The organism is Chryseobacterium nakagawai, from assembly GCF_900637665.1.
Lineage (GTDB): Bacteria > Bacteroidota > Bacteroidia > Flavobacteriales > Weeksellaceae > Chryseobacterium > Chryseobacterium nakagawai.
In genome coordinates this window covers 2,129,409-2,150,940 of sequence record NZ_LR134386.1, presented here as the reverse complement: position 1 = coordinate 2,150,940, position 21,532 = coordinate 2,129,409, and the positions used below count along the sequence as shown (strand labels likewise).

Sequence of the window (21,532 nt, the reverse complement as noted above, 5' to 3'; positions counted from 1 at the left end):
AAATATAAAAAAAGCTTCTAAATAATTAGAAGCTTTTTTTTGATATTTAAAAAACGTTTATGCATCAATTTTTGCATATTTCGCATTTTTCTCGATAAATTCTCTTCTTGGTGGAACTTCATCTCCCATCAACATTGAGAAAACGCTGTCTGCTTCCACTGCATTATCAATAGTCACCTGTTTCAGGATTCTGTGTTCAGGGTTAAGAGTTGTTTCCCAAAGTTGCTCAGGGTTCATTTCTCCAAGACCTTTGTAACGCTGTACTTCAACACCTTTTCCATCCGGAGACATTTCTAAAGTAAACTCTTCACGCTCTTTCTCGTTATAAGCATATACTTTTTTGTTTCCTTTTTTCAATAGATATAAAGGAGGCTGAGCAATATAAATATATCCATTCTCAATAAGTTCCTTCATATATCTGAAGAAGAAAGTAAGAATTAGGGTAGAGATGTGAGATCCATCAATATCAGCATCGGTCATAATAACAACTTTATGGTATCTTAACTTTACCATATTTAATGCTTTGCTATCTTCTTCTGTTCCTACAGAAACTCCAAGAGCAGTATAGATATTCCTGATCTCTTCATTATCATATACTTTATGAAGCATAGATTTTTCTACATTCAAAATCTTACCTCTTAGTGGAAGAATAGCCTGGAAGTGTCTATCACGTCCTTGTTTCGCTGTTCCACCTGCGGAATCTCCCTCCACAAGAAATATTTCAGATTCAGCTGGGTCTTTAGATGAACAGTCAGATAGTTTTCCTGGTAGTCCAGATCCTCCCATCGGAGATTTTCTCTGAACCATTTCACGAGCTTTCTTAGCTGCCTGTCTTGCTTTTGCAGCGAGAACCACTTTTTGAACAATAGTTTTAGCTTCATTAGGGTTCTCTTCCAAAAAGTTAGTAAGCATTTCCCCTACAATTTTATCTACAGCACCAGAAACTTCAGAATTTCCTAATTTCGTTTTGGTCTGTCCTTCAAACTGAGGTTCCATTACTTTTACAGAAATTACAGCGGTTAATCCTTCACGGAAGTCATCTCCTGTAATTTCTACTTTTTCTTTTGCCGGAAGCCCCAATTCGTCTGCATATTTCTTTAAAGTTCTCGTTAAAGCACGTCTGAAACCTGCTAAGTGAGTTCCTCCTTCATGAGTGTTGATGTTATTTACATATGAGTGAAGGTTCTCATTGAAGGAAGTATTGTAACGCATTGCTACTTCTACAGGAATATTATCTCTTTCTCCTTCCATGAAAATCACGTGTTCCATAATAGATTCACGATTTCCATCGATATAAGCAACGAATTCCTTTAATCCTCCTTCAGAATGGAAAATTTCTGATCTGAAAGAACCGTCTTCTAATTTCTCTCTTTCATCGGTAAGGGTAATCGTAATTCCCTTATTAAGATAAGAAAGTTCTCTTAAGCGGCTTGCTAAAGTATCATAATTATAAACTAATTCTGTAAAAATAGTATCATCCGGCTGGAAAAACTGTTTTGTTCCTCTTTTGTCACTATTCCCAATTTCTTCAACACCTGTTTGTGCTTTTCCTTTGGAATAGATCTGCTGATAAACGTTTCCATCTCTGTAAACCGTAGTGATCATCTCGTTGGAAAGTGCATTCACACATGATACTCCAACCCCGTGAAGACCTCCTGAAACCTTGTAAGAGTCTTTATCAAACTTACCTCCGGCTCCAATTTTTGTCATTACAACCTCAAGAGCAGATTTTTGTTCTTTTTCGTGGAAGTCAACCGGAATACCTCTACCGTTATCGCTCACTTCGATCCCGTTACCTTCTTTAATGGCAACAAAGATCGTGTCGCAGAATCCTGCCAATGCTTCGTCGATAGAGTTATCTACTACTTCATAAACCAAATGATGGAGACCTCTTAATCCCACATCACCAATGTACATTGAAGGACGCATACGTACGTGCTCCATTCCTTCCAATGCCTGAATACTACTAGCTGTATATTGTTTTTGACTCATATTAAATATTAAAAATCTTGCTATATGCAAAGACTTACAAATATCGTGATTTTTTTCGAGGTATGAAAGTTAAAAAGTGTCAAAAAAATGTAGAGTTTTCTTAGCGAAAACATAAGGAATGGCTAGCCAATAAAAGATTCAAATTTAAAATGTATTACTGAAATATCAACTGTTTTAAATCATACTCAACATCAATAATTTATGCGTAAATTTATTTACTGAAAAGTTGATATTATGGATGATTTTATAGCTGCCCGCGCCCAGATGGCGCTTTCTCTGGGCTTCCATATCATATTCTCCTGTGTGGGAATGGTAATGCCTTTCTTAATGGCTTTTGCCCATTGGAAATACCTGAAAACCAAAAATGAAGTGTATAAAGGCCTCACAAAAGCCTGGAGCAAAGGGGTAGCCATATTATTTGCTACCGGAGCTGTTTCAGGAACGATGCTTTCCTTTGAGCTGGGACTTTTATGGCCCGGATTTATGAAACATGCAGGTCCTATCTTCGGAATGCCCTTCTCATTAGAAGGTACTGCTTTCTTTATTGAAGCCATCGCCATTGGATTCTTCTTATATGGATGGGATAAGTTCAATAAGTGGTTTCACTGGTTCTGCGGTTTTCTTGTAGGAGTAAGCGGGTTGGCATCCGGTATTTTAGTAGTAGCCGCCAATGCCTGGATGAACTCTCCTGCCGGTTTCGATTATATTAACGGACAATACCTTAATATAGACCCTATTAAAGCTATGTTTAATGATGCATGGTTTCCACAGGCTCTTCACATGACTGTTGCTGCTTTTTGTGCCACAGGATTTGCAGTAGCCGGAGTTCATGCCTTTTTAATTATGCGAAAAAAGAATGTGGAGTTTCATACCAAAGCATTCAGAATTGCAGTGGGTTTTGCTCTAATTGGAGCGTTTGGAGCCCCTTTAAGTGGAGATGTAGCTGCAAAGTCTGTTGCAGAAAGGCAGCCTATCAAATTAGCAGCTATGGAAGCGCACTTTGAAACGGAAAAAGGAGCTGCCTTTGTAATTGGCGGAATTCCTGATGAGGAGAAGGAGGAAATAAAATATGCAATTAAAATTCCCAAAGTATTAAGCTTTCTGGTAAGCAATGATTTCAATGCTGAAGTAAAAGGGCTTAAAGACTTTCCAAGAGACGAATGGCCACCGATAGCAGTTACCCATTATGCCTTTCAGATTATGATTTTCTTTGGAGTAATAATGATCTGCATAGGAACGGTATATCTTTATGCTTTCTTCTTTAAAAAGGAATGGCTGACCAAAAACTGGTTATTAAAAACATTTCTAATGGCTACTCCATTTGGATATATTGCCCTGGAAGCAGGATGGACTGTTACTGAAGTAGGAAGACAGCCTTGGATTATTTATGGAGTGATGAGAACAATAGATGCCGTAACCCCAATGCCGGGAATACAGTATTCATTCTATTTTTTCACCGCAATCTTTATATCCTTATCATTGATTCTGATCTTCCTTTTAAGAAGACAAGTCCAAATGGTCCCTAGACTTTACGATCCAACAGACCCACAGTTTAACGATAAAAACAAAAAATCATGATCTACATTGTTATAGGATTTCTCTGGCTTTCCATCTGTCTTTATATTATTCTGGGCGGGGCTGACTTTGGGGCAGGTATTGTAGAACTTTTTACGAATAAAAAGGCCCGCCATAAAACTCATGAAATTATGTATGAATCAATTGCTCCCGTCTGGGAAGCCAATCACATGTGGCTGATTATTGCCATTGTTATCCTTTTTGTGGGCTTTCCTGAGATTTATACTACAATGTCTACCTACCTTCATATTCCTTTAGTCTTAATGCTTGTAGGAATTATTGCAAGAGGAACAGCCTTTACATTCAGGCACTATGATGCAGTAAAGGATAACTGGCAGGTTTTATATACTCAGATTTTCTATTATGCCAGCCTTTTAACCCCCTTCTTTTTGGGATTAATTGCAGCAGCAACGGTTTCATACTCTATCAATCCTGATGCTACTACCTTTTTGGATCTGTATGTTTACAGCTGGCTGAATTGGTTTGGAGTTTCTGTAGGTTTATTCACTGTAGCATTGTGTGCTTATCTTGCCTCTATCTTTTCATTGAGAGAAACCCGTGGGAAAGAAGAATTGCTATTAATGATCAGAAAATCAAAACAAACAATGATCTTTGTTGTCATTACAGGAGTTCTTGTATTCGCTACAGCTTACCTTTCGGATATTCCTCTTTTAACCTGGGTATTTTCAAAACCTTTAGGAATCATGGCGATTGCTTTTGCCACGGTTGCTTTATTGCTTATTTTAAGAGCTCTCAACAACCAGAAATTACTTCCTGTAAGAGCTCTGGCAGGCTTTCAAATGGTTATGATCCTTGTGGCGGCAACTTATCAGCACAACCCGGATATTATCTTATTAGGTAATGGGCAACATCTTTCACTGTTAGAACATATGGCACCTCCCAAGACTATTTCTGCATTGGGATGGGCATTGATGCTAGGTTCATTATTTATTCTTCCATTTTTATTTTACCTGATGGCTTCATTCAGTAAGCTGAGAAAATAAGTAAATATGCAAAGTTATAAGGACAAAACAGAGCTTATTGAAGAGATCAAAACAAGATACCATCTTTATGATCAGGAGTTTGATGATATTAAAGAAGCTGAAAAAGATCTGTTAAAACCAGGAGTGGATAAAACTCCATCCCAAAATATATCCTATCAGATTGGCTGGACACATCTCATCCTTCAATGGGAATCTGATGAGAAAAAAGGAATTGAAGTAAAAACACCAACTCCAGAATACAAATGGAATAATTTAAAAGGATTATACCAATCTTTCTATGACCAATATGGTTATTATAGTTTAGCAGAGCAGAGGGAACTTTTACAAAAACAGGTCAATGAAATTATTGAATGGATTGAAAGTCTTGATCATGAAATCCTATTTGTTCCTGAACAGAGAAAATGGGCAACAACACCTGCCCTATGGCCCGTTTGGAAATGGATCCATATCAATACAGTGGCCCCTTTTAAAAATTTCAGGTCACAGCTAAGAAAATGGAAAAAAGAAACCGGTACAGAATAATTCTGTACCGGTTTTTTATTATTATGTTGTATAAAACTAAGCTAGTTTCATCAATAGATTCTCGTCAATCTTCTCTACTTTCACAATATTATTCTTCGTTAAAGTCTTAGAAGCTTTATCCCATTTTTTACCGGATAACTGGCTTCTTTCTTTTACTTCAGCCAAAGACATTGCTTCTTCCTGAGAATTAAGAATTTCAAGAATTACTTTTTCATCTTCTCCCAGTTCAATTTGAGGAACTGCTTTTTCCGGTCTCATCTGAGGGAAGAATAATACTTCCTGAATAGAGGCATTGTTCGTTAAGAACATAATTAATCTATCCATACCGATTCCTAATCCTGAAGTTGGTGGCATACCATATTCAAGGGCTCTTAAGAAGTCCTGATCGATGAACATTGCCTCATCATCTCCTCTTTCAGATAAAGCCATTTGTGCTTCAAAACGCTCTCTCTGATCGATAGGGTCGTTAAGCTCTGAATAGGCGTTGGCAATTTCTTTTCCACATACCATTAATTCAAAACGCTCAGTTAAACCTTCTTTGCTTCTGTGCTTTTTTGTCAATGGAGACATCTCAACCGGGTAATCTGTAATGAAAGTCGGCTGGATGAAGTTTCCTTCACACTTCTCACCGAAGATCTCATCAATTAATTTCCCTTTACCCATCGTTTCATTCACCTCAATTCCAATAGACTTCGCGAAATCATATAATTCCTTCTCTGTTTTTCCAGTGATATCGAAACCTGTAAATTTCAGGATTGCTTCTGTCATAGAAACTCTTGGATAAGGAGCTTTGAAATCTACTTCATGTTCTCCAAACGTAGCTGTTGTAGTTCCGTTTACCTGAATCGCACAGAATTCCAATAATTTCTCAGTGAAATCCATCATCCAGTTGTAGTCTTTATAAGCTACATAGATTTCCATAGCTGTAAACTCCGGGTTGTGAGTTCTGTCCATTCCTTCGTTTCTGAAGTTTTTAGAGAATTCATATACTCCGTCAAAACCACCTACGATCAATCTTTTCAGATATAATTCGTTAGCAATCCTTAAATATAATGGAATATCTAATGCATTGTGATGCGTGATGAACGGTTTAGCCGCTGCTCCACCAGGAATTGACTGTAGAATTGGAGTTTCGACTTCAAAATATCCTGCATCATTGAAGAAAGTTCTCATCGCATTGAACAATTTTGTTCTCTTCACGAAGATTTCCTTCACTTGTGGATTTACTGTTAAATCTACATAACGCTGTCTGTATCTTAATTCAGGGTCTGTAAATCCGTCGTGTACAACACCGTTTTCATCTGTTTTTGCCTGAGGAAGTGGACGTAAAGCTTTAGTAAGAAGGGTAAAATTCTTTACTAAAACCGTTTTTTCTCCTACCTGAGTAGTAAACAATTCTCCTTCAATACCGATGATATCACCAATATCTAAAAGGTGTTTGTATACTTCGTTATATAATTCTTTATCATCTCCCGGACAAATCTCGTCTCTGTTGAAGTAAACCTGAATTTTTCCTTTAGAATCCTGCAATTCTGCAAAAGAAGCCTTCCCTTGAATTCTGCGGGACATTAATCTACCAGCGATCTTCACCTGTTTACTTTCAGAAAAGTCCTGTTTTATAGATTCTGTAGTATCTGTAATGGTATACTCATCCGCAGGGAACGCATTAATCCCCATTTCAGTAAGCTTATTCAGCTTTTCTCTTCTAATGATTTCTTGTTCTGATAATTGCATTTCTTATTTTTCTAAAAGCGTACAAATTTAGGCATTTTTGAGTTGACCGTCAATTGATTTTTTCAGAAATTTTAAAATGTCAGCCGGAATGGAGTTGAGATACGGGATATGAGGTATCGAAATAATAGATATAAATTGATGTGTTATTAACTTTAAGCCTTAGACTTTGAAGTTTAAAAGCTTTTCCTATTCTGTTGAGGAATAAATGTCCACACCAATATTCTACTTATTTTCTGTCCCTGAGCCATATCAATGGTTTTCACCTCTACAGCCTTTACTTTCTTTAAAAGGGTAGTTAATTTATATAAATTGTCTTTTTTTGAAACCAGACAAGTAAACCAAAGAATCTGTGATGAATATTGAACACTTTCATTAATCACATTGGTAATGAATTTCAATTCTCCGCCTTCACACCATAATTCTGATTGTTGTCCCCCAAAATTGAGCAACGTTTTCCTGTCTTTTCCTTTATTTAAATTCTTTGTTTTTCGAAGGTTTCCTTTTATCATAGATTCTTTTGAATCATGAAAAGGGGGATTACACATAGAAAATGTAAACCGGTCTTCAGGATTTAGTATATTTTTGAAAATATACTTGGAATCAGGCTGATGTTTCAATTCAATTGATGAGGACAAATCTGGATTCTGATCCAGGATATATTGTGCATTTTTTAAAGAGTCTTCATTGATATCCGTCCCAAGCATCTTCCAACCATAAGATTTATGGGCAATCAAAGGATAAACGAGGTTTGCTCCTACTCCAACATCAAGTCCTTTTACAGAAGTCCCGGTTGGAATTTCACCATTTTTTTCTGCTAACAGATCAGCAATATAATGAACGTAATCTGCCCGCCCAGGAATAGGTGGACATAAATTGGTGTCGGGAATATCCCAATCTTTAACATTATAAAAATGGAATAATAAAGCCTTGTTGAGTAATTTTACAGCTTCAGGAATACTGAAATTAATAGTTGTTGTCCCATGAATATTCACAAAAACATAATGTTTCAGTTCTGGCACACAAGAAATAAGCCGATCAAAATCATAAGGATTACGGTGCAGATTTCTTGTATGCAGACTGGATTTTTCTGTGGACATCTTTTATTTTTTCTGGCTTAGAATATACTCCACCATTTTTTTTGCATCTTCTTTAGATACTTGTGGATGAGCAGCCATAGGGACTCCGCCCCAAACTCCACTACCGCCTTCTATAATTTTGGAAGCCAACAACTCGATATCCTTGTCAGAATATTTGGCTGCGATTTCCTGATAAGAAGGTCCTATCATTCTCTCATTAACAGAGTGGCACCCCGAACAATCCAATGTTTCCATGATCTGATCACCGGAAAGATTGGACTGAGCTGGAGCTGATGCAGCATCTGAAGACGCTACCTCTGTTGTATTTTCTTTTTTAGAACAGGAAAAGATCAGAAGACCTAAAGCTCCTGCCAAAAATAAGTTTTTCATTATTTCTTCGCTGTAGAATCTGTTTTAGCAGCTTCAGGAGCAGGGGTAGCCGGAGTTGCAGCAGCCGGAGCAGCAGTTTTAGCAGTTGAATCTACCACTGTAGTTGCTTCTGGCTCTTCAAGCATAGTGTTGCTGTCCTGTAATGAGTGATCAGCTTTTTTAGAGCAGCTAGCTAATAATAAACCTCCAATAAATGCGATTGCGAATACTTTTTTCATTTTTTTCTAATTTGAAAGCAAAAATATAAAAAATAAACGTTTCAGCTTATGACAAATGTTTTCTTTGAATAATATTTTTAAAAAGCAATACTTAATTCAACACATAATAATAATAATAATAATAATAATAATAATTCAAACACTAGGGAAATTTAAATTCACTTATTACTTTTGTGATATTAATTGTTTACACCAAAACATAACTATTAATTTGAACTTATGACTAAAAAGAATTTATTGAGTACAGCTCTTTTTGCTGCACTCACTGCCCTTTCATTGTCTTGTGACAATTCTTCATCAGATATTCAATCCTCTGAATATTCTGATAAAATAGAATCCGTAACCTTATTAAAAACGACAAAATCATGGGAAGGAACATTGTACCCCAACTATCCGAGTGGACAACCTGAAATTTCTGTACTTAAAATTTTCGTCCCACCTCAATAAAGCTTTAGACTGGCACAAACATCCGGTGATTAACGCAGCCTATATAGAAAAAGGTGAAATTCAGATTGAAAAGAAGGAAGATGGTAAAACACAATGGATAAGACAAGGCGAAGTACTTCCGGAAATGGTGAACATTGCCCACAGAGGCAAAACCGGAGATAAAGGAGCAACGTTAATTGTCTTCTACAGTGGATCTCCCGATATACCTATTTCAGAACCGGTCCATTAAATTAAAAGCCACTAAGTTCACAGGAGTCTTTCTGATTACAGAATCATTTCGCTCAGCCAAGAAATAGTATCTTTCTAAATTAAATACTTTTCTGAACTGCTTATTGCTTTGATGTAAGCTCATTGTGAACTTAGTGTTATAGGCTATTTACTTTTACAAATTGATTTCCATTATCTTAACTTAAAAATATCCATTGTACTCTTAATTTTTTTTATAATTTTAAATAGATTTCTGATGATAAGATAAAAGTTATGGTTTTAATTTCGAAAATACTGTTTTTCACCAGCCATCACGGCTTTTATACGGTGATCCTTCTTTTTCTGATTTTTGGATTACTATCCTATCTCACTAAAAAAGCATGGTTTTTAATTCTGGCAATTCCTCTCTCTATTTTAAATGGATTTTGCGGACAGTTTCTAAATGCCTGGTTTCTGAATCAATATGGTATAGAAAGTACCGCTATTATTACTTCCGATGTAGAAACCAATTCTACATTAAATGACATGTACATTCACGATTATGAGGCAGTTGTTAAAAAACAGGATGGGAAATATGTATCAACGTTTTTTTCTACTACAAGCGCAACGATCTATCCTATTGAAAATACCATCAGAATCCCTCCAGTAGAGATTCCTTTTCCTGTAAAATACATTCCGGGATACGAAAAAAATATCGTTATTCTTTATAATCAGTCCGAGGAAGGAAAAGCAGTCCTTAAATACTCAAAACTGGCTCCGGTAAACTCTGCAAGAATTAAATATGAAGCAGACAGAACCAATAAAGAGTTCATTGCAGAATATATCAAAGCATTGGAAGGTTATACGGTATCTTATGATGAGGAAAGTTATAAAATAAAGCTGGAAGCGCTCAAAGAAGAACTTAAACAACTGAAATAGAATTACTTTAATATTAAGTTTTTTATTTTTTTGAATTTTTTGTTTTTTGTATTAAAAAAATTTCTACATTTGTCCCAATGTTTACAATGAGCAACAATATTTGGTGGTGGCTTTCAAACTCTTCGTCGGGTCTGAAGTTATTGTCATGTTGCTAAACAAACAGCAGATATAAGTAAAACAATACACAATATAAGGCTTTGACGGATACCGTTAAAGCCTTTTTTTATTCCTACAATCTAAAAAAATAAAACAGCAGATGTTTACACAAAAAATCAAAATAAAAACCGTTTCGAAAAAAACTCTTGGAGATCTTCATACTCCAATGAATATTTATCTTAAGATCAGAGACAAATTCAGAGACACGATCCTTCTGGAAAGCTCAGATTCAAAAAGTATTGATAACAATTTTTCCTTTATAGCGATCAATGCCGTTGCAGGAATTGAAGTGAAAAACTTAAATGAATTTGAAATCAAGCTTCCTGACTCTGCTCCGCTAAAGCAATTCATTATGGAGCGCAATATCTCTGAGATATTTGAAGAGTTCCGTACTATTTTTGATTGTGAAAAAACCAATGATCCTATTGAACAAACTGCACAGAGCCTTTTCGGATATACAAGCTTTGAAGCGGTACAGTTTTTTGAAAACATCAATTTAAAAGCACAAAGTCCGGAAGTAGAAATTCCAATTCTGAGATATAGATTATACCAATATGTAATTGCCATCAATCACTTCAATGATGAAATGCATATTATTGAAAACCAAATGGATGGTGTAAAATCTGAACTACATCTTTTAGAAAACCTCATCAAAAATCAAAATACCCCAGTCTATCCATTTGAAAAAAACGGTCAGGAAACGTCCAACATTACTGATGAAGATTATATCGAATTGGTAAAAACAGCTCAGAAACACTGTATGAGAGGTGATGTATTCCAATTGGTACTGAGCAGAAGATTTGAGCAGAAATTCAAAGGTGATGAATTCAATGTTTACCGTGCTTTAAGAAACATCAACCCTTCTCCTTACCTATTTTATTTTGATTATGGAAACTATAAACTATTCGGATCAAGTCCTGAAAGCCAGTTAATCATTAAAGACAACAAAGCTATTATTCATCCGATTGCCGGAACTTCCAAAAGAACCGGGAATTTAGAAACAGACCTTCAAGCTATTGAAGTCTTAAAGAATGATCCTAAAGAAAATGCTGAACACACAATGCTGGTAGATCTAGCTCGTAACGATCTTGGAAAGCTGGGTAAAAATGTAACAGTGACTAAACTTAAAGAAATTCAGCTTTTCTCTCACGTCATCCACATGGTAAGTGAAGTAACTGCAGACCTTCCCCAGCAAATCAATCCTCTAGACATGATCTCTGCCACTTTCCCTCAGGGAACCTTAAGCGGAGCCCCAAAACATAAAGCTCTTCAACTCATTAATCAATATGAAAAAGATTCCCGTGGGTATTACGGAGGTTGTATAGGGATTGTCGGATTAAACGGAACCTGCAATCAAGCCATTATGATCAGAACCTTTTTAAGCAAAAACAATACACTATATTATCAGGCAGGAGCCGGTCTTGTTGCAAAATCTGTCCCTGAAAATGAGTTGCAGGAAGTCAATAACAAATTAAATGCCCTAAAAAAAGCAGTAGAAAAGGCAGAAAAAATTGTCGTAGAAAGCTAAACATCAAAAATCAATTAACCTTCAACAAAAAAGAAATGAATAACAATATCAATACTCAACAATCACCGCTTAAGGTTCTCGTTTTTGATAACTATGACAGCTTTACTTATAACCTTGTTCAGATCATCGAAAGAATCCTGAATCAGAAGGTAGATGTGGTAAGAAATGACCAGATCACTTTGGAAGAAGTCGGAAAATACGATAAAATCATTCTTTCTCCAGGACCTGGAATTCCGGAAGAGGCAGGAATTTTACTGGAACTTATTAAAGAATATGCTTCTACTAAAAGTATTTTAGGTGTGTGTTTGGGACAGCAGGCCATTGCAGAAGCTTTTGGTGGAAATCTAATCAATCTGACTGAAATTTTCCACGGAGTGGCTACCACTACTGATTTGGTAAAGCAAAACACCAAACTTTTTAAAGATCTAGCATCAGGGCTTGAAGTAGGAAGATACCACAGCTGGGCTGTTAATCCTGAAAACTTCCCCAATGAATTGGAAGTTACAGCAGTTGATAAAGACGGAATGATAATGGCCCTTCAGCATAAAACCTATGATGTACATGGAGTACAGTTTCATCCCGAAAGTATTTTAACTCCTGACGGAGAGGTAATCATCCGAAACTTTTTAAATCAGTAAAAGTTTAATGAAGTAAGCCAAGTATGAAAACAACAACACAAGATCCATCCATCATAAAAACTCCTCAAATGAAAGAAATATTGCAATACCTGTTCAATCACAATACCTTATCAAAGTCTGAGGCCAAGGCCATGATGATTGAAATTGCTCAGAACAAGTTCAATGCAGCAGAAGTTACGGCCTTCATCAGTGTTTTTCTGATGCGAAATATCACATTAAAAGAATTGGAAGGCTTTAGAGAAGCCCTGTTGCAGATGGCGGTTCCTATCCATATTGATTCCAGTGATGCCATTGATATCGTAGGAACGGGAGGTGACGGAAAAAACACAATCAATATATCAACATTGGCCAGCTTTGTGGTGGCCGGAGCCGGGCAGAAGGTAACAAAACACGGAAATTATGGGGCTTCAACCACTACAGGCTCATCCAATGTACTGGAAGAACTTGGATATCAGTTCAAGAACAGTTCAGAGCAGCTGAATGAAGATCTTGAAAGAGCGAATATCTGCTTTTTACATGCCCCTTACTTCCACCCTGCTCTTCAATCCGTTGGATTATTGAGAAAATCCCTTGGATTAAGAACGTTCTTTAATCTTCTGGGTCCTTTGGTAAACCCTGCAAAACCTCAATATTCCATGATTGGAGTATATAACCTGGAAATTGCAAGAATTTATCAATATCTTTTACAAAAAGAGGAAAAGGATTTTATTTTAGTTCATGGATTGGATGGTTATGATGAGATCAGCCTTACCCATGACAGCAAAATCATCACCAAAAAAGGTGAAGAAATCTATTCTGCAGAAGATTTAGGATTCAATCCTGTAACCTTAGAAGATATTAAGGCCGGAAACACCATTCAGGAAACCGCAAAAATTTTCATGAATATTCTGGAAGGAAAAGGAACGGAACAACAAAACTCCGTGGTTTTAGCCAATGCATCCATAGCACTTTATCATACTCATAAATTCGGGACGTATGACGACTGTCTTATGTTGGCTAAGGAAAGCTTAGAAAGTGGAAAAGCATTAAAAACATTCGATCTTTTAATTAATTAAGAGTTTAATTTACCTAATAACATTCTAATTTCTAATCTTTACTCATGACCATACTAGATAAAATTATTGAAAGAAAAAAAGAAGAGATTTTGGTTTCAAAGGCTACTATTTCCATCGATCAGTTAAAAAATACAGCATTTTTTGGAAGAAAGAGCTCTTCATTAAAAGAATCCATTAGAAATAAAAGCGGAATTATTGCTGAGTTTAAAAGGCAATCTCCGTCAAAAGGAATCATCAATGATAAAGTTCAGCCTTTAGAAGTTACTTCTGCTTATGAGAACTTTGGAGCAAGTGGGATTTCCATTCTTACAGATAATGACTTTTTTGGAGGAAGTTCTAATGATATTCTGGCTGTAAGAAATCATCTTAACGTACCAATTTTACGAAAAGATTTCATGGTTGATGAATACCAGTTTTATGAGGCCAAAAGCATGGGAGCTGATGTTATTTTACTGATAGCAGCCTGTCTTTCTCCTAATCAGGTTCAGGAGTTTACAGAATTGGCTCATGAATTGGATCTGGAAGTTTTATTGGAAATTCATACGGAAGAGGAACTGAAACATTTTAATTCTAACATTGATTTAGTCGGAATTAATAACAGAAATTTAAAGGATTTCAAAGTTGATTTACAGCATTCTGTCCAGCTAAAAGATCAACTTCCTAAAGACACTTTATCTATTGCAGAAAGCGGGATTTATAATCTTGAAGATTTTAAATATTTAAAGGAAAAAGGGTTTGATGGTTTTCTGATGGGAGAATATTTTATGAGGAATACAGATCCGGCAAAAGCATTTGAAGAGTTTTCTTTACTAATTTGAAAATGTGTCAATTTGAAAATTTGAAAATGGATTTCACTCTGGATAATCAAAAGTCTATAACTATCATGAACCAACAGCAAGCAACCCATTACACCTCTCCTGCCCTTAAAGTCTGTGGTCTGACAAATCTCGACCAGATACAGGAATTAATTGACATCAATACAGATTTCTTAGGCTTTATTTTTTACGAAAAATCGCCACGATATGTTCTGAATCATTTGAGCATTGAAGATATTGCACAGATTAATCATCAGGAAAAAGTTGGGGTTTTTGTCAATGAAAAAATTGAAACCATTGTTGAAATAGCTGAAAAAGGAAAGCTTAATTTGATTCAATTGCATGGTGATGAGGATGACAGCCTAATTACTGAACTAAGAAAACAACTGAACCCAGATGTTAAAATCATCAAAGTGATAAGAATCGGAAATAATACAGCTGAAAACAAAGAGAAAATAGCAAAGATCTTCAATGATAATCCGGCGACCTACAACCTACAACCTATCAACTTCTACCTGTTTGACACAGACAGCAAGGCATTTGGAGGAACAGGTCAACTATTTGACTGGAATTTATTAAATGACTTTGATATTCCACTACCCTATTTCCTGAGTGGTGGTATTTCAGAAGAGAATATCAAGAATATGGAAGGATTAAAACAGAAGCCATTTGCCTTAGATATTAATTCAAAATTTGAGATAGCTCCGGGTGATAAGGATGTAAACAGGATTAAAAAATTTAAAACCATCATTCCAAAGAGTCCCAACGGGACGATTTAACCCAGAATTGGAAACATTCCAATCAATATTAACAACCAATATATCAATGACAAACCCATTCATGACAACATAAATACCAACCACCAAAAAACACACAAATGCCACAATCATTAGTCAAAAATTACATTCATATCGTATTCAGTACAAAATACCGGAATGATTTTATAGATGAAAACATAGAAAATGAATTGTACGCCTACATTGCTACATTATGTAAAGATTTTGAAAGCTATGCATTACAGATTGGCGGAACAGACAATCATATTCACATTCTTTGTAGATTGTCCAGGAAAATTGCATTAATGAAATTGGTTCAGGAAATAAAGGCACATTCCTCAAAATGGATCAAAACAAAAGGCAGGAAATATGAGAATTTCTTTTGGCAGGATGGTTATGGTGCGTTTTCAGTAGGTGGAAAAGATGTTCACATTGTGTCAAAATATATTAAAAATCAACGCCAGCATCATCAAAAACAGGATTTTAAAAATGAACTTGTGGAGATATTGGAAAAACATAAAATGGATTATGATGAAAAATTTTTATGGGATTAGATGCAATGATTATGGCTAAGGATTTTATCCTTTGCTAGGGTTAAGTCATCCCTTCGGAACTCCTTATGAATTTTGATTATTATGTAATAAACTATGAAATATCAGATTAAACAAGCCAACGAAATAACAGACAAAGAAATTGAACATATTCTTCCGCTCTGGGATGTTTCTGCATGGAACACGATGAAACCTGCCTATTTCCGTACCTTTTTTAAAGATTCGGAGTTTCATTTTCTCATGGATTTACATTCTGAAATTCTGGCCGTTCTCCGGCTTAATTTTGATTTTGCACTGGAAATCTCTGGGGAACAATACCCTTTCGCAGAAGTTGTAGGATTGGTTGCTGCCCATCAAAAAAAAGGATATGGAGCAAAGTTGTTAGAATATTTTAAAGAAAATGTTACCCAAAGAAAAATGGAGACCATTGGTTTTTGCCATACTGATCTTCGTCCGTTTTATGAAAAATGTAGTATTGAAATCCTTTATGATAAGGCAAAAGCTATTAAGGAACATACAGGTTCGGAATGGATCAATTCGGAAGATGATGATATTTTAATATTTAATATCTCTCAAAAAGAAAAAGAACAGCTCACTACATTGAGCCCACAAAATAATGCTTATTTAATTACTAAAGAATAAAGAAATGAATTATAAAAACCCTGATGAACATGGATATTATGGAGAATTTGGAGGAGCTTTTATCCCCGAAATGCTTTATCCGAATGTAGAAGAACTGCAAAAGAATTATCTTGAAATCATTGAGTCGGAAGACTTTCAGAATGAATACCAGGATTTGCTTAAAAATTATGTAGGCAGGGCAACTCCGTTGTATTTTGCTAAAAACTTAAGTAACAAATACAATACACAGATCTATTTAAAACGGGAAGATCTCAACCATACCGGAGCTCACAAGATTAATAATGCTTTAGGACAGGTTCTTCTGGCAAAACGCCTTGGAAAAACAAGGATTATTGCAGAAACCGGAGCCGGACAACATGGTGTAGCAACAGCAACAGCCTGTGCCTTGCTTGGTCTTGAGTGTATCGTATATATGGGAGAAATTGATATCCAAAGACAGGCGCCCAATGTAGCCAGAATGAAAATGCTGGGTGCAGAGGTTATAGCAGCCACTTCAGGATCAAAAACACTGAAAGATGCAGTCAATGAAGCTCTAAGAGATTGGATCAATAATCCTGTTACGACTCATTATGTGATTGGAAGTGTGGTAGGGCCTCACCCTTTCCCGGATCTTGTAGCAAGATTTCAAAGCATCATTTCAAAAGAGATTAAGGAGCAACTTAAAGAAAAAATCGGGAGAGAAAATCCAGATTATGTGATTGCTTGTGTAGGTGGTGGAAGCAATGCTGCCGGAACTTTTTACCATTTTGTAGATGAAAAAGAGGTAAAAATCATTGCTGCTGAAGCTGGAGGTCATGGAGTGGACTCTGGGAAATCCGCAGCCACGACCTTCTTAGGAACGCTAGGGGTACTTCATGGAAGCAAAAGTCTTGTGATGCAAACTGAAGATGGTCAGGTCATTGAACCTCATTCAATTTCTGCAGGGCTTGATTATCCAGGAATCGGACCTTTTCACGCGAACTTATTCAAGGAAAAAAGAGCTGAGTTTTTCAGTATTAATGATGATGAAGCCTTGAAATGTGCTTTTGAACTAACCAAACTGGAAGGAATTATTCCTGCTCTTGAAAGTTCTCATGCTCTTGCAGTTTTAGACAAGAAAAAATTCAATAAAGAGGATATTGTCGTTATTTGCTTAAGTGGGCGTGGAGATAAGGATATGGAGACCTATCTTAAAAATTTGTAAAATGTAAAAAGTATTCATGTCATATGACAAACCAGATCATAAATACATTTTGCATGAATACATCAATACAATAAAAAAATGAAAAAACTAAATATATACTTCACCGCAGGGATCCCAGAACTGGAAGATACTGCTGACATCATACAACTTATCCAGGACTCCGAAGCAGACATGATTGAGATCGGTATGCCTTATTCTGATCCCGTAGCCGATGGACCTGTGATTCAAAAAGCCCACGAACTGGCTTTACAAAACGGAATGACTATTGAGAAACTTTTTTCTCAATTAAAAACCATAAAAGATAAAATAAAAGTTCCCATCATCTTAATGGGATACATCAATCCTGTACTGAGCTTTGGTTTTGAAAAGTTTTGTAAAGAATGCTCAGAAAGCGGAGTTTCAGGACTTATTCTTCCTGACCTCCCTCCTATTGAATTTGAGAAAAACTATCAGCATATTCTGAAAAACTATGGCCTTAATTTCACCTTTTTGGTTACCCCTGAAACGTCTGATGAAAGAATACAATATTTGGATTCATTAAGCTCAGGATTTTTATATGCAGTAAGCTCATCTTCCACTACAGGAAATGAAAACACTGTTCTAAAGAATGAAAATTATCTGACCCGATTATCTGATCTTCCTCTTAAGAATCCGGTAATGATCGGTTTCGGAATAAAATCAAAAGAAGATTTTGAAAATGTGACTGAAAAAGCAGATGGCGGAATCATTGGAACAGCCTTTGTGAATGTGTTGCTGCAGGATAAAGATTGGAAGAAGAATGCCATAGATTTTATCCATTCCATAAAAGCTTAAAATTCACTAAATTTGTATATCAAAAATTGAAATGAATACAAATCAAAATAAAGCAGTAGAATTTGAAGATTTAGGTATTAAAGAATATCAGCCCGCCTGGGATTATCAGGAACAGCTGATGAAGAGTATTATTGATACCAAAATAAAGAACCGCGACCTGCCTGCAGAACAGCATATTACCACCCCGAATCACCTTCTTTTTGTAGAACACCCGCATGTGTATACATTGGGAAAAAGTGGACACGAAGAAAATATGCTGGCCGGAATTGATAAACTGAAGGAAATAGAAGCCACTTATGTAAAAACCAATCGTGGCGGAGACATCACCTATCATGGCTATGGTCAGATTGTGGGTTATCCTGTTCTGGATCTTGAAAATTTCTTTACAGATATTCATTTATATATGAGAAATCTTGAAGAGGTTATCATCAGAACGATTGCCGAATATGGATTGAAAGGAGAACGTTCTCCCGGAGAAACCGGTGTTTGGCTGGATGTTGGGAAACCTTATGCCAGAAAGATGTGTGCAATGGGCGTAAAAGCTTCCCGATGGGTAACTCTACATGGCTTTGCTTTGAATGTGAATACAGATATGCGTTACTTTGAATACATTGTTCCATGCGGAATCAAGGATAAGCAGGTTACTTCTTTAAAAAGAGAACTGGAAAGAGAATTGACACCGGAAGAAATGGAAGATGTAAAAGCAAAAATCAGAAAGCATTTTGCGGATGTATTTCAAGCAGAACTGATTTATAAGTAATTTTAACAACATACAAGATATCATCCCTATGTAGCCAATACATAGGGATTTTTTATGAATATGATTCACAAAAATGAATTATAAATTATTTTTTTCAAAAAAAACTTGCATATATTTAAATTTTTCATAATTTTAATATCACTAAATAGTGAATAAAGAAAACACTGTTTAGCTTAAAAATCATTAACCACCAAAATATGAGAACTATGAAAAAATTTTTGCTATCCATGATGGTATTTGTATCCGTACTGTCCATCAACTCCTGTTCAGATTCCAATGCGAATCAGGAAGCTGTGAATTCACAGACCAAAGAAACTGCGATGAAAGAGTTCGGAAGAACTGTTCCTGTAGGGATAGATAAAGAAGGGGAAAGATATAAGGTTTCCTTTATTCTTTCAGCCCAGCCTTATGAAATTAAAGATACTAAGGAAAATGAGGCTTATATTTCTATGATTAGCGAGGCTGTAAAAAATGAATCCCCGGTTCATATTTTCCTTAAGGCCAATTCTAATGAAATCGCGAAGGTAGAAAGTCCAACACTGGAAGATATTCGTTTCTTTAAATCTGCTTTAACAAAAGAAGAAAAAGCAGGAAATCAGGTAACCAGAAAATTAGCCAGTGTTATTCCTGATCTGGCCACTTTGAACAGCTTATTTACACAGATCAAAAATCAATCTTGTGGAACTTCTACAGCATCTTCTCCATGTATTACGTTCAGATATCCTGTAGACGGTTGCTATGCAAGAGCACACAAAATGAGACAGATCTTAAACAATGCCGGATATGAATGTGAAAAGCAATTCGTCTATGGAAACTTAAGAGCTTCTACCGGAACTTGTTGTGTATCATGGGTGTATCACGTGGCTATCCTTGTAAGCTTTAAAAATGCTTCCGGAGTGGTTGAAAAAAGAATTATTGACCCTTCTCTAAATGGAACAGGTCCTATCACGGATACTGCATGGAGAGCGGCATGCACCAACTCTACTTGTGGTTCTACTTCTGTTTCATCTTTTACTAACACAGCAGGAAATGTTTACTACAGAAGTCCATCAGGATCTTTATTATATGATAACAACCTGGTCAATACCAATTGTACATTAACAGCTTTTTCAGCCCTTTCAGGCTGTTCAGCTCCAGTACCTAGTACAGCACATTGCGGATTCTAACTCACTTTTATAGAAGCTCCTGCATGTATTAATATATTGCAGGAGCTTTTTACAAATACTTTATTATTATGAAAGCCTGGACCTATTTATTGTTACTGTTTACCATGATTACATCCTGTTCTTCCAACCCTGAATCCCAGAAATTAACCTGGTATAATAATGCAACCATCAACAATATTCTTGAAGACCCGGATAAGCCGGAAGAAGTTGTACGTGTCGCTATTGGAATAAGTGCTCAGGTTTTTTATATTTCAAAAAAGTCTTCTGATTATAAAACCTTGATGGAAAAGGCTAATCTAAGTTTTAAAAAAGGTAAAACCTATAATATAGGGGTTGAAAGTAAAACCAATATGGTCAAAGAGATCAATGAGGTGAAATAATTTTTTTCTTCATTTCCTTCTACCTATGCCCTTATTACAGAAATTCCGGCATCTACTTTGATCTCTGCACCATGAATATAAGATGCGTCTTCTGAAGCAAGGAACAGAACTGCACTGGCAATTTCATCAGGATCACCCTGTCTTTTGAAAGGGATGGTAGGAATAATATCCAGAACTGCAGCATCAATTTGTTCAGGAGCCAACCCTGTATTGTTAAAAATATTGGTTTTGATATGCCCCGGGCTTACTCCATTCACACGAATTCCACGTTCTGTAAGTTCTACCGCAAATGTTTTAATGAACGACTGTACGGCTGATTTTGCTGCAGAATATACTGAAAAGCTATTCATAGCAATCTCTGTAGCCACAGAAGTATTAAAAATAACTGAACTTCCTGTTTTCATCAATGGTAACAACTGCTGAACTGTGAAAAAGGGTCCTTTTACCAATACATTAAAGAGTTCATCAAAATGGCTTTCATTTACACTTTCAACGGGTGCAAACTTTCCATAGCCTGCATTGGCAAAAATAACATCTACTTGTTGAGTATATTTTCTTACCTCTTCCTGTAATTTTAACAAGTCTTTCATATTTCCTGCATCAGAAATGATTCCAAAGGCATTTTCTCCTAATTTCTCCAAAGCATTATTAACCGTCTGTTCACTTCGGCCGGTGATAATCGCACGTCCACCCTCTTCTATGAATTTCTGAGCGGTAGCTAAACCCATTCCATTGGTTCCTCCAGTAATAATTGCTGTTTTGTTTTTAAATCTCTGCATTATTTTTAGTTTAAAATTGTATGACAAAGATTGGAATACTCATCATGGTAAAAAATCCGAAACATGCGGAAAAACATCTATCTCTATCCATTTTATAAAATAAATAATAGTCATCAATAAAATCTTTTAAAATTAAATTGCACGCAATTTAATTGTTTATATATTTGCATAGTTAATTGATCATCAAGTAAAATTTAAAATAAAAAA

At 35.9% G+C, this 21,532-nt stretch carries 24 protein-coding genes; 18 read left to right on the top strand and 6 right to left on the bottom strand.

Annotated features, from left to right (window positions below; translation table 11 throughout):
- Window positions 1-57: 57 nt before the first annotated feature.
- A complete protein-coding gene (gyrB, locus tag EL260_RS09775; RefSeq protein WP_123860095.1) occupies window positions 58-1,992 on the bottom strand; it encodes a DNA topoisomerase (ATP-hydrolyzing) subunit B in 1,935 nt (644 codons plus the stop codon).
- Between the two features lie 234 nt (window positions 1,993-2,226).
- Here gyrB and EL260_RS09770 point away from each other — a divergent pair, with 234 nt between their 5' ends.
- The 3 genes from EL260_RS09770 to EL260_RS09760 are packed head-to-tail and all read left to right on the top strand — an operon-like array spanning window position 2,227 to window position 5,093.
- Complete coding sequence (locus EL260_RS09770) at window positions 2,227-3,570, top strand: cytochrome ubiquinol oxidase subunit I (RefSeq protein WP_123860094.1); 1,344 nt, start codon at window positions 2,227-2,229, stop codon at window positions 3,568-3,570.
- The gene (locus EL260_RS09765) at window positions 3,567-4,571 is read left to right on the top strand and encodes a cytochrome d ubiquinol oxidase subunit II (RefSeq protein ID WP_123860093.1); all 1,005 of its coding nucleotides are present in this window, start codon (window positions 3,567-3,569) and stop codon (window positions 4,569-4,571) included. The genes EL260_RS09770 and EL260_RS09765 overlap by 4 nt, the downstream gene beginning before the upstream one ends.
- A gap of 6 nt (window positions 4,572-4,577) precedes the next feature.
- On the top strand, window positions 4,578-5,093 hold the full coding sequence (locus EL260_RS09760) for a ClbS/DfsB family four-helix bundle protein (protein WP_123860092.1): 516 nt from the start codon (window positions 4,578-4,580) through the stop codon (window positions 5,091-5,093).
- A 36-nt stretch (window positions 5,094-5,129) separates the two neighbouring features.
- On the opposite strand, the gene lysS is transcribed toward EL260_RS09760, so the two are convergent.
- The 4 genes from lysS to EL260_RS09740 form a co-directional block, all read right to left on the bottom strand.
- Window positions 5,130-6,827, bottom strand: coding sequence for a lysine--tRNA ligase (gene lysS, locus EL260_RS09755; protein ID WP_123860091.1), 1,698 nt, complete (start codon window positions 6,825-6,827; stop codon window positions 5,130-5,132).
- Between the two features lie 173 nt (window positions 6,828-7,000).
- Window positions 7,001-7,924, bottom strand: a complete 924-nt coding sequence (gene rlmF, locus EL260_RS09750; RefSeq protein WP_123860090.1) for a 23S rRNA (adenine(1618)-N(6))-methyltransferase RlmF — start codon at window positions 7,922-7,924, stop codon at window positions 7,001-7,003.
- Window positions 7,925-7,927: 3 nt separating this feature from the next.
- Window positions 7,928-8,293, bottom strand: coding sequence for a c-type cytochrome (locus EL260_RS09745; RefSeq protein WP_123860089.1), 366 nt, complete (start codon window positions 8,291-8,293; stop codon window positions 7,928-7,930).
- Window positions 8,293-8,511: a hypothetical protein gene (locus EL260_RS09740; protein WP_123860088.1), complete on the bottom strand. Its 219-nt coding sequence runs from the start codon at window positions 8,509-8,511 to the stop codon at window positions 8,293-8,295. Before EL260_RS09740 ends, EL260_RS09745 begins: the two co-directional genes overlap by 1 nt.
- Before the next feature lie 219 nt (window positions 8,512-8,730).
- Between EL260_RS09740 and EL260_RS25930 the strand changes: the two genes are divergently transcribed.
- The 15 genes from EL260_RS25930 (at window position 8,731) to EL260_RS09670 (ending at window position 20,546) form a co-directional block, all read left to right on the top strand.
- The gene (locus EL260_RS25930; protein ID WP_228445392.1) at window positions 8,731-8,958 is read left to right on the top strand and encodes a cupin domain-containing protein; all 228 of its coding nucleotides are present in this window, start codon (window positions 8,731-8,733) and stop codon (window positions 8,956-8,958) included.
- Window positions 8,909-9,187: a cupin domain-containing protein gene (locus tag EL260_RS25925; RefSeq protein ID WP_228445391.1), complete on the top strand. Its 279-nt coding sequence runs from the start codon at window positions 8,909-8,911 to the stop codon at window positions 9,185-9,187. Before EL260_RS25930 ends, EL260_RS25925 begins: the two co-directional genes overlap by 50 nt.
- Before the next feature lie 251 nt (window positions 9,188-9,438).
- Entirely contained in the window at window positions 9,439-10,083 is a 645-nt protein-coding gene (locus EL260_RS09730) for a hypothetical protein (RefSeq protein WP_123860087.1), read from the top strand.
- 256 nt (window positions 10,084-10,339) lie between these two features.
- Window positions 10,340-11,767, top strand: a complete 1,428-nt coding sequence (locus EL260_RS09725; RefSeq protein WP_123860086.1) for an anthranilate synthase component I family protein — start codon at window positions 10,340-10,342, stop codon at window positions 11,765-11,767.
- Between the two features lie 35 nt (window positions 11,768-11,802).
- Entirely contained in the window at window positions 11,803-12,405 is a 603-nt protein-coding gene (locus EL260_RS09720) for an anthranilate synthase component II (protein ID WP_123860085.1), read from the top strand.
- 68 nt (window positions 12,406-12,473) lie between these two features.
- Complete coding sequence (trpD, locus tag EL260_RS09715; protein ID WP_123860084.1) at window positions 12,474-13,460, top strand: anthranilate phosphoribosyltransferase; 987 nt, start codon at window positions 12,474-12,476, stop codon at window positions 13,458-13,460.
- 44 nt (window positions 13,461-13,504) lie between these two features.
- Window positions 13,505-14,278 carry an indole-3-glycerol phosphate synthase TrpC gene (gene trpC / locus EL260_RS09710; RefSeq protein WP_123860083.1) on the top strand — a complete coding sequence of 258 codons (774 nt, stop codon included), beginning with the start codon at window positions 13,505-13,507 and terminating at the stop codon, window positions 14,276-14,278.
- A 65-nt stretch (window positions 14,279-14,343) separates the two neighbouring features.
- Window positions 14,344-15,054 (top strand): phosphoribosylanthranilate isomerase, encoded by a 711-nt coding sequence (locus EL260_RS09705; protein ID WP_123860687.1) that lies wholly within the window; start codon window positions 14,344-14,346, stop codon window positions 15,052-15,054.
- A 98-nt stretch (window positions 15,055-15,152) separates the two neighbouring features.
- A complete protein-coding gene (gene tnpA / locus EL260_RS09700; RefSeq protein ID WP_123860082.1) occupies window positions 15,153-15,605 on the top strand; it encodes an IS200/IS605 family transposase in 453 nt (150 codons plus the stop codon).
- Between the two features lie 93 nt (window positions 15,606-15,698).
- Window positions 15,699-16,244 carry a GNAT family N-acetyltransferase gene (locus tag EL260_RS09695; protein WP_123860081.1) on the top strand — a complete coding sequence of 182 codons (546 nt, stop codon included), beginning with the start codon at window positions 15,699-15,701 and terminating at the stop codon, window positions 16,242-16,244.
- A gap of 4 nt (window positions 16,245-16,248) precedes the next feature.
- Window positions 16,249-17,427: a tryptophan synthase subunit beta gene (gene trpB / locus EL260_RS09690; protein WP_123860079.1), complete on the top strand. Its 1,179-nt coding sequence runs from the start codon at window positions 16,249-16,251 to the stop codon at window positions 17,425-17,427.
- A gap of 78 nt (window positions 17,428-17,505) precedes the next feature.
- Window positions 17,506-18,240, top strand: coding sequence for a tryptophan synthase subunit alpha (trpA, locus tag EL260_RS09685; RefSeq protein ID WP_123860077.1), 735 nt, complete (start codon window positions 17,506-17,508; stop codon window positions 18,238-18,240).
- Between the two features lie 31 nt (window positions 18,241-18,271).
- Window positions 18,272-19,000 carry a lipoyl(octanoyl) transferase LipB gene (gene lipB, locus EL260_RS09680; RefSeq protein ID WP_123860075.1) on the top strand — a complete coding sequence of 243 codons (729 nt, stop codon included), beginning with the start codon at window positions 18,272-18,274 and terminating at the stop codon, window positions 18,998-19,000.
- 206 nt (window positions 19,001-19,206) lie between these two features.
- On the top strand, window positions 19,207-20,166 hold the full coding sequence (locus EL260_RS09675) for a protein-glutamine glutaminase (protein WP_123860073.1): 960 nt from the start codon (window positions 19,207-19,209) through the stop codon (window positions 20,164-20,166).
- Between the two features lie 68 nt (window positions 20,167-20,234).
- A complete protein-coding gene (locus EL260_RS09670; RefSeq protein WP_123860071.1) occupies window positions 20,235-20,546 on the top strand; it encodes a hypothetical protein in 312 nt (103 codons plus the stop codon).
- 23 nt (window positions 20,547-20,569) lie between these two features.
- Here the strand turns inward: EL260_RS09670 and EL260_RS09665 are convergent, their stop codons facing one another.
- Window positions 20,570-21,325, bottom strand: a complete 756-nt coding sequence (locus EL260_RS09665) for an SDR family oxidoreductase (RefSeq protein WP_123860069.1) — start codon at window positions 21,323-21,325, stop codon at window positions 20,570-20,572.
- Window positions 21,326-21,532 lie beyond the last annotated feature (207 nt).

Coding starts and splice junctions, on each gene's coding strand:
- gyrB (WP_123860095.1), bottom strand. CDS start 1,992: ATGAGTCAAAAACAATATACAGCTAGTAGTATTCAGGCATTGGAAGGA.
- EL260_RS09770 (WP_123860094.1), top strand. CDS start 2,227: ATGGATGATTTTATAGCTGCCCGCGCCCAGATGGCGCTTTCTCTGGGC.
- EL260_RS09765 (WP_123860093.1), top strand. CDS start 3,567: ATGATCTACATTGTTATAGGATTTCTCTGGCTTTCCATCTGTCTTTAT.
- EL260_RS09760 (WP_123860092.1), top strand. CDS start 4,578: ATGCAAAGTTATAAGGACAAAACAGAGCTTATTGAAGAGATCAAAACA.
- lysS (WP_123860091.1), bottom strand. CDS start 6,827: ATGCAATTATCAGAACAAGAAATCATTAGAAGAGAAAAGCTGAATAAG.
- rlmF (WP_123860090.1), bottom strand. CDS start 7,924: ATGTCCACAGAAAAATCCAGTCTGCATACAAGAAATCTGCACCGTAAT.
- EL260_RS09745 (WP_123860089.1), bottom strand. CDS start 8,293: ATGAAAAACTTATTTTTGGCAGGAGCTTTAGGTCTTCTGATCTTTTCC.
- EL260_RS09740 (WP_123860088.1), bottom strand. CDS start 8,511: ATGAAAAAAGTATTCGCAATCGCATTTATTGGAGGTTTATTATTAGCT.
- EL260_RS25930 (WP_228445392.1), top strand. CDS start 8,731: ATGACTAAAAAGAATTTATTGAGTACAGCTCTTTTTGCTGCACTCACT.
- EL260_RS09730 (WP_123860087.1), top strand. CDS start 9,439: ATGGTTTTAATTTCGAAAATACTGTTTTTCACCAGCCATCACGGCTTT.
- EL260_RS09725 (WP_123860086.1), top strand. CDS start 10,340: ATGTTTACACAAAAAATCAAAATAAAAACCGTTTCGAAAAAAACTCTT.
- EL260_RS09720 (WP_123860085.1), top strand. CDS start 11,803: ATGAATAACAATATCAATACTCAACAATCACCGCTTAAGGTTCTCGTT.
- trpD (WP_123860084.1), top strand. CDS start 12,474: ATGAAAGAAATATTGCAATACCTGTTCAATCACAATACCTTATCAAAG.
- trpC (WP_123860083.1), top strand. CDS start 13,505: ATGACCATACTAGATAAAATTATTGAAAGAAAAAAAGAAGAGATTTTG.
- EL260_RS09705 (WP_123860687.1), top strand. CDS start 14,344: ATGAACCAACAGCAAGCAACCCATTACACCTCTCCTGCCCTTAAAGTC.
- tnpA (WP_123860082.1), top strand. CDS start 15,153: ATGCCACAATCATTAGTCAAAAATTACATTCATATCGTATTCAGTACA.
- EL260_RS09695 (WP_123860081.1), top strand. CDS start 15,699: ATGAAATATCAGATTAAACAAGCCAACGAAATAACAGACAAAGAAATT.
- trpB (WP_123860079.1), top strand. CDS start 16,249: ATGAATTATAAAAACCCTGATGAACATGGATATTATGGAGAATTTGGA.
- trpA (WP_123860077.1), top strand. CDS start 17,506: ATGAAAAAACTAAATATATACTTCACCGCAGGGATCCCAGAACTGGAA.
- lipB (WP_123860075.1), top strand. CDS start 18,272: ATGAATACAAATCAAAATAAAGCAGTAGAATTTGAAGATTTAGGTATT.
- EL260_RS09675 (WP_123860073.1), top strand. CDS start 19,207: ATGAAAAAATTTTTGCTATCCATGATGGTATTTGTATCCGTACTGTCC.
- EL260_RS09670 (WP_123860071.1), top strand. CDS start 20,235: ATGAAAGCCTGGACCTATTTATTGTTACTGTTTACCATGATTACATCC.
- EL260_RS09665 (WP_123860069.1), bottom strand. CDS start 21,325: ATGCAGAGATTTAAAAACAAAACAGCAATTATTACTGGAGGAACCAAT.